This window comes from Stenotrophomonas sp. 05N37 (assembly GCF_056397365.1).
Genome location: NZ_JBFTNG010000004.1, coordinates 137,364 through 149,621 on the forward strand (window position 1 = coordinate 137,364; position 12,258 = coordinate 149,621).

General features: G+C 69.0%; 13 protein-coding genes. 7 read left to right on the forward strand and 6 right to left on the reverse strand.

Features of this window, described 5'->3' with window-relative positions; all coding sequences use genetic code 11:
- Positions 1–755: 755 nt before the first annotated feature.
- Complete coding sequence (locus tag AC1DGC_RS13460) at positions 756–1,649, reverse strand: LysR family transcriptional regulator (protein WP_449334462.1); 894 nt, start codon at positions 1,647–1,649, stop codon at positions 756–758.
- Between the two features lie 201 nt (positions 1,650–1,850).
- On the opposite strand from AC1DGC_RS13460, the gene AC1DGC_RS13465 reads away from it, so the two are divergent.
- The 4 genes from AC1DGC_RS13465 (at position 1,851) to cml (ending at position 5,395) form a co-directional block, all read left to right on the forward strand.
- Positions 1,851–2,315: a (R)-mandelonitrile lyase gene (locus AC1DGC_RS13465; RefSeq protein ID WP_478048077.1), complete on the forward strand. Its 465-nt coding sequence runs from the start codon at positions 1,851–1,853 to the stop codon at positions 2,313–2,315.
- Positions 2,316–2,387: 72 nt separating this feature from the next.
- Positions 2,388–3,050: an SDR family oxidoreductase gene (locus AC1DGC_RS13470; protein ID WP_478048078.1), complete on the forward strand. Its 663-nt coding sequence runs from the start codon at positions 2,388–2,390 to the stop codon at positions 3,048–3,050.
- A gap of 65 nt (positions 3,051–3,115) precedes the next feature.
- Positions 3,116–4,045: a M14 family metallopeptidase gene (locus AC1DGC_RS13475; RefSeq protein ID WP_449334361.1), complete on the forward strand. Its 930-nt coding sequence runs from the start codon at positions 3,116–3,118 to the stop codon at positions 4,043–4,045.
- Between the two features lie 150 nt (positions 4,046–4,195).
- Positions 4,196–5,395: a CmlA/FloR family chloramphenicol efflux MFS transporter gene (gene cml / locus AC1DGC_RS13480; RefSeq protein ID WP_478048079.1), complete on the forward strand. Its 1,200-nt coding sequence runs from the start codon at positions 4,196–4,198 to the stop codon at positions 5,393–5,395.
- Between the two features lie 14 nt (positions 5,396–5,409).
- On the opposite strand, the gene AC1DGC_RS13485 is transcribed toward cml, so the two are convergent.
- Positions 5,410–6,273, reverse strand: coding sequence for a LysR family transcriptional regulator (locus AC1DGC_RS13485; RefSeq protein ID WP_478048080.1), 864 nt, complete (start codon positions 6,271–6,273; stop codon positions 5,410–5,412).
- Between the two features lie 246 nt (positions 6,274–6,519).
- On the opposite strand from AC1DGC_RS13485, the gene AC1DGC_RS13490 reads away from it, so the two are divergent.
- Positions 6,520–6,891, forward strand: coding sequence for a DMT family transporter (locus tag AC1DGC_RS13490; protein WP_478048081.1), 372 nt, complete (start codon positions 6,520–6,522; stop codon positions 6,889–6,891).
- Positions 6,888–7,208, forward strand: a complete 321-nt coding sequence (locus tag AC1DGC_RS13495; RefSeq protein WP_259202792.1) for an SMR family transporter — start codon at positions 6,888–6,890, stop codon at positions 7,206–7,208. The genes AC1DGC_RS13490 and AC1DGC_RS13495 overlap by 4 nt, the downstream gene beginning before the upstream one ends.
- A gap of 6 nt (positions 7,209–7,214) precedes the next feature.
- On the opposite strand, the gene AC1DGC_RS13500 is transcribed toward AC1DGC_RS13495, so the two are convergent.
- The 4 genes from AC1DGC_RS13500 to AC1DGC_RS13515 all read right to left on the reverse strand — a co-directional run bounded on the left by AC1DGC_RS13500 (position 7,215) and on the right by AC1DGC_RS13515 (position 11,292).
- The gene (locus tag AC1DGC_RS13500) at positions 7,215–8,039 is read right to left on the reverse strand and encodes an isocitrate lyase/PEP mutase family protein (RefSeq protein WP_478048082.1); all 825 of its coding nucleotides are present in this window, start codon (positions 8,037–8,039) and stop codon (positions 7,215–7,217) included.
- 244 nt (positions 8,040–8,283) lie between these two features.
- The gene (locus tag AC1DGC_RS13505) at positions 8,284–9,432 is read right to left on the reverse strand and encodes an MFS transporter (RefSeq protein WP_478048083.1); all 1,149 of its coding nucleotides are present in this window, start codon (positions 9,430–9,432) and stop codon (positions 8,284–8,286) included.
- A gap of 11 nt (positions 9,433–9,443) precedes the next feature.
- Positions 9,444–10,238 (reverse strand): DeoR/GlpR family DNA-binding transcription regulator, encoded by a 795-nt coding sequence (locus AC1DGC_RS13510; protein ID WP_478048084.1) that lies wholly within the window; start codon positions 10,236–10,238, stop codon positions 9,444–9,446.
- A gap of 145 nt (positions 10,239–10,383) precedes the next feature.
- Positions 10,384–11,292, reverse strand: a complete 909-nt coding sequence (locus tag AC1DGC_RS13515) for a LysR family transcriptional regulator (RefSeq protein ID WP_478048085.1) — start codon at positions 11,290–11,292, stop codon at positions 10,384–10,386.
- A gap of 102 nt (positions 11,293–11,394) precedes the next feature.
- On the opposite strand from AC1DGC_RS13515, the gene AC1DGC_RS13520 reads away from it, so the two are divergent.
- Positions 11,395–12,156 (forward strand): SDR family NAD(P)-dependent oxidoreductase, encoded by a 762-nt coding sequence (locus AC1DGC_RS13520; RefSeq protein WP_449334354.1) that lies wholly within the window; start codon positions 11,395–11,397, stop codon positions 12,154–12,156.
- The last annotated feature ends 102 nt before the right edge of the window (positions 12,157–12,258 follow it).

Consider the following 12,258-nt stretch of genomic DNA (forward strand, 5'->3'; position numbering starts at 1 on the left):
CGGTAGAGCCGACCGTTGGTCGGCTGCCCTGGATCGGGCACCGCGATAGCCGACCGACGGTCGGCTCTACGTTGGGTCTGTTACGGCGATAGCAGACCAACGGTCGGATTTGCTGGATGAGGTGGCCGATGCCGCCAAGGCCAGCCTCGAGCCGGGCCGCAACGGCAAGGTGCTGCTGCGTCCGTGAGGGCGGCGCCGGATCGGTAGAGCCGACCGTTGGTCGGCTGCCTTGGATCGGGCACCGCGATAGCCGACCAACGGTCGGCTCTACATTGGGCCGGGCACCGTGATAGCCGACCAACGGTCGGCTCTACGTTGGGTCGGGCACCGCGATAGCCGACCAACGGTCGGCTCTACGTCGGGTCTGGTACGGCGATAGCAGACCAACGCTCGGATTTGCTGGATGAGGTGGCCGATGCCGCCGAGGCCAGCCTCAAGCCGGGCCGCAACGGCAAGGTGCTGCTGCGCCCGTGAGGGCGGCGCCGGATCGGTAGAGCCGACCGTTGGTCGGCTGCCTTGGATCGGGCACCGCGATAGCCGACCGACGGTCGGCTCTACGTTGGGTCTGGCACCGCGATAGCCGACCAACGGTCGGCTCTACGGGATGAGGTGGCCGATGCCGCCAAGGCCAGCCTCGAGCCGGGCCGCAACGGCGAGGTGCTGCTGCGCCCGTGAGGGCGTCGCCGGATCGGTAGAGCCGACCGTTGGTCGGCTGCCCTGGATCGGGCACCGCGATAGCCGACCAACGGTCGGCTCTACGTGTCCGCGCGCAATGCCTCGATCACCACCTTCATCGCGCTGGAGGATTGCCGGCGGCTGGGGTAGTAGGCGTAGTACCCGTCGAAGGGGTCGCACCAGTCCTGCATGACACGCCGCAGGGCACCGGCGGCGATGTCATCGAGGACCATGTCCTCGGGCAGATAGGCCAGGCCGGCACCGGCCAGCGCCGCGCGACGAATCGCGCTGCTGCCGTTGAAGGTCCATTGGCCGTCCACGCGCACGTTCACTTCCTCGCCGTTCTTCTCCAGATCCCAGACCATCAGCCCGCCATGGGTGGGCAGGCGCAGGCCGATGCAGTTGTGGGCGGCCAGGTCGGCTGGCACCTGCGGCGCGGTATGCGTGGCGAAGTAGCCCGGGCTGGCCACGATCGCCATGCGCTGCGGCGGGCTGATCGGCACGGCGATCATGTCCTTGGCCACGCGCCCGCCCAGGCGGATGCCGATGTCGTAGCGCTGGGCGACGATGTCGGCCAGGCCGTAGTCGACGGTGAGTTCCACATGCAGGTCGGGGTAGGCCGGCAGCACCGCGGCCAGCCGCGGCCAGACGATCGTGTTGGCCGCATGCTCGGCGGTGGTGATGCGGATGGTGCCGGCCGGGCGGTCGCGGTACTCGCTGATCGCCGCCACCTCGGCCTCGATCTCCTGCATGCGCGGGGCGACGGTGTCATACAGTCGCTCGCCGGCCTCGGTCATCGAGACGCTGCGCGTGGTCCGGGTCAGCAGGCGGACGCCCAGGCGTTCCTCCAGTCCGCGCACGGTATGGCTGAGCGCGGACTGCGAGACGCCCAGTTGGGCGGCGGCGCGGGTGAAGCTGCGTTCGCGCGCGACGGTGACGAACACCTGCAGATCGTTGAAGTTCTCGCGGGCCATGGGGCGGGGCCAAGGGCGCATGGCAGTCATGCGCGCCCATGATGCGCGGCCCAGACTGATGAGTTCAAGCCGCGTTCTGATTGCATTGATGAGCCATGGTCATGGCTGCATCCCGGTTGCGGTGGGTAGTCCCCGTCCCGGGGCACGCCTACAGTGATCTTCCCCGCGGCGTGATCCGTCGCTCCCCCAGGAGATCGCTTCATGGACCTGTTCACTGCAGCGCTGTCGCTGTCGATGGCCGCCACCGGGCCCGCCGCGACGGCCCCCATCCGCATCACCGGCGCCGGCACCACTGCTTCTGCCGCCGGTCCGGCGGACTACTTCACCGGTCGCGTCCGCATGGATGCACCGTTCCAGGCCGATGCGCCCGCACGTGTTGGCGGCGCCACGGTCACCTTCGAGCCCGGCGCACGCACCGCATGGCATACCCATCCGCTGGGCCAGACCCTGATCGTGACCGCAGGCGTGGGCAGCGTGCAGGAGTGGGGCAAGCCCGCGCGCGAGATCCGCCCGGGCGACATCGTCTGGATCCCGCCGGGCGTCAAGCACTGGCATGGCGCGCAGGCCACTACGGCGATGACGCATATCGCGATCGCCGAAGCGGTCGACGGCTCGCCGGTAACGTGGATGGAGCAGGTCAGCGACGCGCAGTACAGCGGCGGCTGAACGTCGGCGCGCGATGCGGACGGCCGTGTCACATCCGCCTGCGTACCCTCCCAGGCAGATCGACACAGGAGAATGGTCTTGAGCAGTGTTTTCATCGTCGGCGCCGCCGGCAAGGTTGGCCGTCATCTCGTCAAGCAGCTGGCTGACAGGGCGCATCGCGTGCTCGCGCTGCATCGTCGTGCCGGGCAGGGCGATGAACTCAGCGCACTGGGGGCTACGCCGGTCTCCGGTGACCTCACCGCCATCGACGTGGATACGCTCGCCGGCTGCATGGCGGGCAGCGATGTGGTGGTCTTCACCGCCGGTGCGGGCGGCGCGGGCGTGGAGGTGACCAACGCCATCGATGGCCGTGGCCTGGCGCTGGCCGTGGATGCCGCCCGGCAGGCAGGCGTGCGTCGTTTCCTGCTGGTCTCGGCGTTCCCGGAAGCCGGTCGCAACAAGGCGATGGGTGAGGGCTTCGAGAATTACATGACGGTCAAGAAGCGCGCCGATGTGTATCTGGCCGCGAGCGATCTGGATTGGGTGATCCTGCGCCCCGGCACCTTGAGCGATGCACCGGGCACCGGGCGCGTCACCGCGGGGCCGGCGATCGCCTATGGCGACATCCCACGCGCGGATGTCGCCGCCACGCTGGTCGCGCTGGTGGAACATCCGGAGGTGCGGCGCACGATCATCGAGCTGACCGAAGGCGACCAGCCTGTCGATGACGCAATCGCGGCGCTTGCCCACGCGTAAGCGGGGCCGCCCGGTGCGGCAGTGGTAAAATCGCGTTTCCACACCGCGACACAGACGAGCACGCCATGAACGACGCCCCCTTCTATCCCATCGGCACCCCTGGCCAGCCCTGGGGCGCTGCGGAGAAGGCGCAGTGGCGTGCCCGTCAGCTGCCCCAGCGGCGCTATGCCGACGATGTGCTGCCGGTGGTGGAGGCATTGCGTGACGCGTTCGATGTCAGTCAGTACGGCACGCTCGACTACGCCCCGGACCAGTACCCGCTGTTCGCCGTGCGCAGCCGCGACTGGAATCCGGCGTTGCCGACGATGCTGGTCACCGGGGGCATCCACGGTTACGAAACCAGCGGCGTGCAGGGCGCGTTGCAGTTCCTGCAGACCCGCGCGGCCGAGTACGCCGGGCGCGCCAATCTGCTGGTGGTGCCCTGCGTCAGCCCGTGGGGCTACGAGCGCATCCAGCGCTGGAACGCCGAGGCGATCGATCCGAACCGCTCCTTCATGGCCGACAGCCCGGCGGCCGAATCGGCCGCACTGATCGCGCTCGTCGCGCCGTTGCGCGGCAGCATCGCGATGCATATCGACCTGCACGAAACCACGGACACCGATGAAACCGAGTTCCGCCCGGCCTTGGCCGCGCGCGATGGCAAGCCGTTCGAGCCGGGCCTGATCCCGGATGGTTTCTATCTCGTGGATGACAGCGAGAACCCGCAGCCGGCGTTCCAGACCGCGGTCAATGCGGCCGTCGAGCGGGTGACCCATATCGCCCCGGCCGACGACAAGGGCGAGATCATCGGCTCGCCCGTGGTGGCCCCGGGCGTGATCGAATATCCGCTGGAAAAGCTGGGCCTGTGCGCCAGCGTCAGCGGCGCGAAATACACCACCACCACCGAGGTCTACCCGGACAGCCCGCGCGCCACCCCGCAGCAGTGCAATGACGCCCAGGTGGCGGCGATCTGCGCGGCGATCGATTACGCGTTGGCGCATCCAGTCCGCCGCTGACCCGGCTTGAGGGCATCTTGATGGGAAGCACCAAGACCTCCGACGAATAAGCCGCAGCAACCCTCGTTGTTGTTGCGGCGCTCTGTCCAACTGCATTGTTCCGATGTGGCAGAGGCCGCCCTGTGTTCATCACTGTGCGGAGGCGCATCCATGCCTGTTCAACATCCTGTCTGGTCCCATTCCCTGTCCGCAGCCCTGTGGCTGATGGCGCCCTTCGATATCCTGGCCTCGCTGGCGATGGATATCTATCTTCCCGTCGTGCCCGAGATGCCACGCGTGCTCGGCACGACCCCGGCGGTCATCCAACTAACGCTGAGCGTGTACATGGTGCTGCTCGGCGTGGGTCAACTGCTGTTTGGTCCGCTTGCGGATCGTCTTGGTCGGCGCCCGGTCCTGCTTGGGGGTGGCACGCTGTTTGCGGTCGCCTCGCTTGGCCTGGCCGCGTCCTCGACCGCGGCGCCCTTCATCGCGTGTCGTGTGCTGCAGGCGCTGGGTGCCTCGGCGATGCTGGTGGCAACGTTCGCCACCGTGCGCGACGTCTATGCGCATCGCGAGGAGGGCACCACGATCTACGCCATGTTCGGTGCGGCGCTGGCCTTCGTTCCCGCGTTGGGGCCGATTCTTGGTGCGCTGCTGGAGAGCAGCTGGGGCTGGCGCGCGATCTTCATCGCGTTGGCTGTGCTTGCCGCACTCGCCGTAGCCAATGCGGTACGCGGATGGCAGGAAACCCATGTCCGTCGCACACGCGTATCTCGCTCGCCGATGGGTCAGGTGCTGCGCAGCCTGCGCTTCTGGACATACACGCTGGGCTTCAGCGCGGCAATGGGAACGTTCTTCGTGTTCTTCTCGACAGCGCCGCGCGTGCTCATCGAGCGCGCCGGCTTCGCGCCGGTGGCGTTCAGCCTGGTCTTCGGCACGGTCGCTGTGGTGATGATGGTGGCCACCCGCGGGGTCCGTCGCGCGGTGCTGCGCTGGGGCGAGGCCGGCTGCCTGGCACGCGGCATGGGACTGCTGCTGGTCGGTGCAGCCCTGCTCATGGCAGGGCCGTGGCTGGGTCGCCCGTCTTTCGTGACCTTCATCGTGCCGATGTGGGTATCGGCCGTGGGCATGGTGGCGACGGTGGCAGTGACCGCGAACGGGGCGTTGAAGCATGCCGACGATGCCGCGGGCACTGCGGTGGCGGCGTACTTCTGCGCGCAGAGCGTGCTCGTTGGTGCGGTAGGCACTGCCGTGGTGCTGGTGCTGCCCGGAGACACGGCGTGGCCGCTGGTCGCCTTTTCTGCGGGGATGGCGGTGGTGGTCATGGTGGCCCTGGCAGCGCTGCAGCGCAGGGAGCAGGCTGCGTCCTGACCGGCGGGTGGGTGTCAGGGGGCCGGCAGTTGAAACTGATCCAGCAACCACAGCGCTGCCGGCCCCAGCGGCGCGCCTTTGCGCCACACCGCATCGGTGGACACCAGCCGTGGCCAGCCGGGCAGGGGCAGCTCGACCAGCATGCCCCGACCGTAGCGCGCCACCAGCGCCCGGGGCAGTTCGGCCCAGCCGAAGCCGTCCTCGGCCATCTCCAGCACCATCAGGTAGTCCGAGGCCGACCACGTGCGCCCGCGCGCGTGGCCGTCGCGCAGCGCATCGCCACTCAGGCAGATCTGGCGATGACGGGCCAGGTGCGATTCCTCCGGTGCGGGCAGCGCGGCCAGCGCGTGATCGGCGGCAACGAACACGGCCATTTCCGCACGCAGGGGCAGGGCGCGCACCGCCAGTTCGGAGGGGTACGCCGGCTGATGCGGGATCAGTCCGAGATGGGCGCGGCCACGCTGCACGACCTCCAGCACGTCGCTGCCTTCGGCATCCAGCCACTCCAGGTCGATATCGGGAAACCGCTGTTCGAACCGGCGCAGCAGGTGCTGGTCCGGGTTGAGCTGGTAGATATCCGAGAACACCAGGCTCAGGCGCGGCTCCACCTCATCGGCCAGACGGATGCTGAGCTGCTCCAGGCGGTCGGCGGCAGCGAGGATTTCCTGCGCATGGCCAAGCACTTTGCGACCGTCCTCGGTCAGCACCGGATAACGGCCACTGCGGTCGAACAAGGTGAGGCCCAGGTCGGCCTCCAGCGTGGCGATCGCGGTGCTGACGGTGGACTGGGTCTTTTTCAGCCGGCGCGCGGCGGCGGAGAACGAGCCGAGTGCCGCGGCCTCGACGAAGGCGTGCAGGGATTCCGGGCCATAGCGCATGGATGTATCGCCTTTGTCGATGGGTTCCATCTTTGGCCTGATGGAAAATACGATGATACTGGCCGCGTCGTTCGGGTGCCATCGCAGGGCCGCGTGCCGATCATCGGTCGGTCCTTACCGGCCCTCGTGTCGGTGTCGCCACCCACGTCACCGGCAAGCAGCGACACATCCGCATCCGCCCTCCCGGCCGATGCCCGGTGCCCGGCGTTCCGTCAGCGCGTACCGGCCGCAATCAAGGAGCTTTCCATGCACACACAGGTGCATTCCCAACCCCGTGCCCGTGGCGGTCTTATCGCATGGGCCTGCCTGATCGTGGCGATCGTCGCCGAAGTGGTCGGCACCACGTTCATGGCCGATGCCGCGCGTCATGGCGGTTACCTCGGCTATGCCGTCATGGCCGTGGCCCTGGCCATTTCGTATTACTTCCTGGCGCTGTCGGTGCGCGGTATCGCGGTGGGCGTGGCCTACGCCGTCTGGGAAGGCCTGGGCCTGACGCTTCTCACGCTGGTCGGCATCGTTGTGTTCAAGGACAGCCTGTCCGTGCAGCAGATGATCGGGCTGGTGATGGCGGCGGTCGGCATCGTCTGCGTCACCCTCGGCGAGGAGCACGCGCCATGAACCTCACCGCTTTCCTGTTCGTGCTGTGCTCGGCGCTGATCGATATCGCCGCCAACATGATGGTCGCCACGTCCGATGGTTTCCGTAAGCCGGCCTGGGGCTTCGCCGCGATCGTGCTGGTCTGGATCGCCTTCGCGCTGCTCGGCCAGGCCGTCAAGACACTGGATCTGGCTACGGCGTATGCGATGTGGGGTGCCATGGGCGTAATCGGTACCGCCCTCTGCGGGCGCGTGCTGTTCGGCAACCGCCTGCGCCCGATCGGCTGGGCAGGGATCGCCTTGGTCACCGGCGCGGTGGGGGTGCTGTCCAGCCACTGAGCCGGGTCAGCGGAACAGTTGATTCAGCACGGCCCCGGAGGCCGCATCGGCGAAGCCGTCGAAGCGGCCTTCGTCCTTCAGCAACTGCGCGGCGCGCATCATTCCGCCCCAGGCGGTGCGCGCCATCGCACCGCCGACGCTGACCCGGCGTACCCCCATCCCCGCGATATCCTGCAGGGTGAACGGCAACGCGCTGCCGACCAGCAGGTTGACCGGCCGCGGCGCCACCGCAGCCACGACGGCCTCGATCTGCTCGCGGGTGCTGATGCCCGGTGCGTACAGGCAGTCCGCGCCCGCCTCGGCATAGGCGCGCAGGCGGGTGATCGCATCGTCCAGGTCGGGACGGCCGACGAAGAAGTTCTCGGCGCGGCCGACCAGCAGCACGTCCTCGCCGGACGCGTCGATCGCGCGGCGCGCGGCACGCACCCGTGCCACGGCATCGTCCAGCGTGCGCAACGGGCTCGCAGGATCCACGCTGGCGTCTTCAATGGAGATGCCGGCCACGCCGGTGGCGATCGCGCGGGTGACATTGCGGCCCACCTCCTCGAGAGCGCCGAAGCCATCGCCGAAATCGGCGTTCAACGGCAGCGGCGTGGCAGCGGCGAGGGAATGCAGATGGGCCAGTGTCTCCTCCAGGGTCAGCGTGCCATCGGCCTGGGCCTGGCTCCACGCATAGCCGGAACTGGTCGAGGCCAATGCCTGGAAGCCCAGGCCGTGGAGGTAGCGTGCGCTGCCCGCATCCCAGGGATTGGGCAGCACGAAGCAGCCCGTGTCATGCAGCGCACGGAAGGCCGCGCGGCGCGGGCGGGGATCGAAGGCCAGGGCCGTCATGGTGCGCATCCGGTAAGCAGTCACCCGATGGTAACGCCAGCTGCCGCCGGCGCCGTGCTGCGCTGCGCGACCGCGTGGGCCTCGTCGCGCCGGCAACTCGACACGCGAGGGAGCCCTGCCGGTACAGCCAGCGCGGCTACGCCACGTGCGACCCCGCCGCGCACGCTGCGGGGAACGGATGCGTACGGCCGACGCAGCGGCGCGCAGGTGAGGCTGGGCGCCGCTGCATGGGTCAGGGTGGGGCTCAGGCCTTCAGCCAGCGCGCCGACAGCCCGATCAGCAACAGCGCAGCGGCGACCAGGCAGAACGCGAACACCAGGCTGCTGCCCTGGGCGACGAAGCCGATCAGCGCCGGCCCGGCCAGTACGCCGGCGTAACCGAGCGTGGTGATGGCCGGGATGGCCAGGCTTTCGGGCATGGTCTTCTGGTTGCCGGCCATCGAGAACAGCGCCGGCACGATGTTGGCGCAGCCCAGGCCGATCAGCGCGTAGCCGAACAGCGCCAGCGGCAGCGCCGGGGCGAAGGTGACCAGGGCGAAACCGCCCGCGGCGACCAGGCTGCCAAGCAGGATCGCGCGGTGTCGTCCCAACCGAGCCACCACGCCGTCGCCGACCAGTCGCGTGACCGTCATCGCGATCGCGAACGTCATGAAGCCCAGCCCGGCACGCGAGGGGTCGACGTGCTGCACTTCATGCAGGAACACCGCGCTCCAGTCGAGCATCGCGCCTTCGGCGAGGAAGGCGACGAAGCACAGCACGCCGATACCCAGCACCACGCCCTGCGGCACGGCGAATACCGGTGCGCCGGACGCTGCCTTGTCATTGCGCCAGAACGGCAGCGAGGCCGCCAGCAGCGCGGCCATCACCGCCGACCCCAGCAGGCACACCAGCCACGGCGGCAGATGCAGGGCGAGCAGCGCGGTCATCGCCGCCGCGCCGACGGCGCCGCCGATGCTGTAGAAGGCGTGGAAACCGGACATCATCGGGCGCCCGCTGTCGCGCTCGACCATCACCGCCTGGATGTTCATGGTGCAGTCGCAGGCCCCTACGCCCGCGCCGAACACGAACAGGGCCAGGCCCAGCGTCCACGGCGAGGGCGCAATGGCCAGCAGCGGCAGGGCGGCAATCACCATGATGAGGGTTGCGATCATCACCGCCCGGCAACCATGGCGGGCGGCCAACATGCCGGCCAGCGGCATCGACAGCAGCGAACCGGCGCCCAGGCACAGCAGCACCAGGCCGAGCGAGCCTTCATCCAGGCCGGTGCGGGATTTGGCGAAGGGCACCAGGGGCGCCCACGCGGCGGTGGCGAAACCGGGCAGGAAGAACGCGGCGCGGGTGGCGTGCTGTTCGGTGCGCGTGCCGGCAAGGGCGGAACGGGTAAGCGTGGACATCGGGGGCGGTCTCACTCTGCGCGGGCGTGGTGGAGATCGACGCCGCGACGCGCGAACGCCTCGGCCTGGGCGGACGGTGCGTCGGCTTCGAGCACCAGGATGTCGATCTGCTCGACGCCGCCGATGCGATGCGCGGCCTGCGCGCCGAGCTTTTCGTTGCTGGCCACCACCACGCAGCGGCTGCTCGCGGCGAGCATCGCGCGCTTGAGCGCAGCCTCCTCGCCATCCACGGCCCACATCCCGGCCTCCGCATCCACTGCGCAGGTACCGATGAAACACACGTCCACCCGCAACGCGGCGATCGCTTCGAGCGCTTGCGCACCGACGGCCGCGCCGATGCGCGGGTCCAGCCGGCCGCCGATCAGGCTGACCTCGATACCGCTGCGCGCCATCAACAGCACGGCGATATCCGGCGCGTTGGTGATCACCCGGATGCCCTGCTGGTCGGGCAGGCAGGCGGCGATGGCGCTGTTGGTGGAACCGGCGTCGAGCAGCACAAGCTCGCCCGGGCGGACATGCGCGGCAGCGGCGCGGGCCAGGGCCTGCTTCTGTTCGCGTTGCTGGGCGTGGCGGTCGACCAGTGGCGGGAACGCCGGCGCGGCGGGCAGGGCGCCGCCGTACACCTTGCGACACTGGCCCTGGCTGGCCAGATCGCGCAGGTCGCGGCGGATCGAGTCTTCCGACACCCCCATCTGCACCGCCAGCGGCGCGGAGAACACACGGCCGTGTTCGCGCAGCAGGCGCAGGATGGTCTGTTGGCGTTCGCCGGGCAGGGCTTCGGAGGTCATGAACGACTCGGAGGACATGGGAGGTGCAGGGAATGTCGGTCAAACCGGCGAAAACGCGCATCTTCTCGCCGTCTTGAGCGGCACACTATACCAAAACGTGCGCGCTAATGCGCATAACCGTGCATTCAATCGTGCATGAATGTTCACCGCCTGCGCGGTTGCGCTAGTCCTCCCGCGACAGTTCCGGCTGGATCACCCCGGCTACCCAGTCCATGAACGCCGTGACGCGTTGCGGCAGGTGGCGGCGCTGCGCATACAGCAGGGTCACCGGCATCGGCTCGGCGGCCAGCTGCGGCAGCACTTCCACCAGCGTGCCGGCGGCCAGCGCCTGGCGCACCCCGAGCCGGGGCACCTGGATGATGCCCAGCCCGGCCAACGCGGCAGCGTTGTAGCCTTCGCCACTGTTGACGGTGATCGGCCCGCGCATCGGCAGACTGCGGTAGCCGGCGCCGTCGGGATACTCGAACCCCGGGGAACGTTGGCCGAGCGTGCCGACGTAGTGGATCAGGGCGTGATCGGACAGGTCCATCAGTTCGTGCGGGGTGCCATGCGCGGCCAGGTACGCCGGGCTGGCACAGTTGACGATCTGCATCAGCCCCAGCGGGCGGGCGACGAGCGTGTTGTCGTCCAGGCTGCCCACCCGCAGCACGCAGTCGAAGCCCTCGCGCACCAGGTCGACGCGGCGGTCGGTGCCGCTCAGCTCGATTTCCAGGCCGGGGTGCTGGGCCAGGAAACCGGGCAGGTGCGGGATCACCAGCTGCCGGGCCAGGCCGCTGGACATATCCACCCGCAGCCGGCCTTTGAGCTGGCTGGTCTGGCGGCGGAACATGCCCTGCAGCTCTTCCATGTCGTCGAGCAGGTCGCGGGCGCGCTGCTGGAACTGCGCACCGTCGGCACTGAGCTGGACGCGACGGGTGGTGCGGTGAAGGAGCTGCACGCCCACCTCGGCCTCCAGCCGCTGCACCGCCAGCGACACACTGGCCTTGGGCAGGCCGAGGCTGTCGGCCGCCCCGGTGAACGAGCCGAGTTCGGCGACGCGCAGGAAGCTGCGCAACTGGTCGAGGCGGTCCATGGATTGTTATCTGATGTTGAACAGTCAAATCAGGATCGCGTTATTTATGCGGCGCCGCAAGATCAATAGGCTGTACCCACACCTCAACGCTGGAGAATCGAAATGAGCAGCTCCTCCCGTATCGTCCTCGTCACCGGCGGCAGCCGTGGCCTGGGCCGCAATGCCGCCCTGGCCCTGGCCGCCGATGGCGCCGACATCGTGCTGACCTACCGCAGCCAGGCCGACGCCGCCCTGGAGGTGGTCGCGCAGATCGAGGCATTGGGCCGTCGCGCCGCCGCGTTGCCGCTGGACGTGGCCGACAGCGGCCGCTTCGCCGCGTTCGCCGGGCAGGTGAAGCAGGTCCTGGGCGGCTGGGGTGCCACGCACCTGCAGGGCCTGCTCAACAACGCCGGCGAAGGCCTGTACGCAAGCATCGCCGACACCACCCCGGAACAGTTCGACCACGCGGTGGCAGTGCACCTGAAGGGGCCGTTCTTCCTGACCCAGGCACTGCTGCCGCTGATCGCGGACGGCGGACGCATCCTCAACGTGTCCAGCGGCCTGGCGCGGTTCTCGCTGCCGGGCAGTTCGGCCTACGCGATGATGAAGGGCGGCATCGAGGTGTTCACCCGTTACCTGGCCAAGGAACTTGGCGCACGGGGGATCAGCGCCAACACGCTCGCGCCGGGCGCCATCGCCACCGATTTTGGCGGCGGCCGCGTGCGCGACGACGAGCACGTCAATGGCATGGTCGCCTCGATCACCGCGCTCGGCCGCGCCGGCCAGCCGGATGACATCGGTCCGGTCGCTGCCGCGCTGTTGTCGCCGCGCACCGCGTGGATCAACGCGCAGCGCGTGGAAGCCTCGGGCGGCATGTTCGTCTGAGGGATGCGGGCGTGCGCGGTCGCCGTGCACGCCCGTGGCGACGGCGGAGACCTGTAAACGGGTCGCATTCTCGATTCGCGGCTATCATGGGCGTTCTCTCCC

Excerpts from the sequence above, each read along its gene's own strand:
- AC1DGC_RS13495 (WP_259202792.1), top strand. The coding sequence starts at position 6,888 with ATGAACCTCACCGCTTTCCTGTTCGTGCTGTGCTCGGCGCTGATCGAT.
- cml (WP_478048079.1), top strand. The coding sequence starts at position 4,196 with ATGCCTGTTCAACATCCTGTCTGGTCCCATTCCCTGTCCGCAGCCCTG.
- AC1DGC_RS13465 (WP_478048077.1), top strand. The coding sequence starts at position 1,851 with ATGGACCTGTTCACTGCAGCGCTGTCGCTGTCGATGGCCGCCACCGGG.
- AC1DGC_RS13460 (WP_449334462.1), bottom strand. The coding sequence starts at position 1,649 with ATGGCCCGCGAGAACTTCAACGATCTGCAGGTGTTCGTCACCGTCGCG.
- AC1DGC_RS13515 (WP_478048085.1), bottom strand. The coding sequence starts at position 11,292 with ATGGACCGCCTCGACCAGTTGCGCAGCTTCCTGCGCGTCGCCGAACTC.
- AC1DGC_RS13510 (WP_478048084.1), bottom strand. The coding sequence starts at position 10,238 with ATGTCCTCCGAGTCGTTCATGACCTCCGAAGCCCTGCCCGGCGAACGC.
- AC1DGC_RS13490 (WP_478048081.1), top strand. The coding sequence starts at position 6,520 with ATGCACACACAGGTGCATTCCCAACCCCGTGCCCGTGGCGGTCTTATC.
- AC1DGC_RS13500 (WP_478048082.1), bottom strand. The coding sequence starts at position 8,039 with ATGACGGCCCTGGCCTTCGATCCCCGCCCGCGCCGCGCGGCCTTCCGT.
- AC1DGC_RS13520 (WP_449334354.1), top strand. The coding sequence starts at position 11,395 with ATGAGCAGCTCCTCCCGTATCGTCCTCGTCACCGGCGGCAGCCGTGGC.
- AC1DGC_RS13485 (WP_478048080.1), bottom strand. The coding sequence starts at position 6,273 with ATGCGCTATGGCCCGGAATCCCTGCACGCCTTCGTCGAGGCCGCGGCA.
- AC1DGC_RS13470 (WP_478048078.1), top strand. The coding sequence starts at position 2,388 with ATGGTCTTGAGCAGTGTTTTCATCGTCGGCGCCGCCGGCAAGGTTGGC.
- AC1DGC_RS13505 (WP_478048083.1), bottom strand. The coding sequence starts at position 9,432 with ATGTCCACGCTTACCCGTTCCGCCCTTGCCGGCACGCGCACCGAACAG.
- AC1DGC_RS13475 (WP_449334361.1), top strand. The coding sequence starts at position 3,116 with ATGAACGACGCCCCCTTCTATCCCATCGGCACCCCTGGCCAGCCCTGG.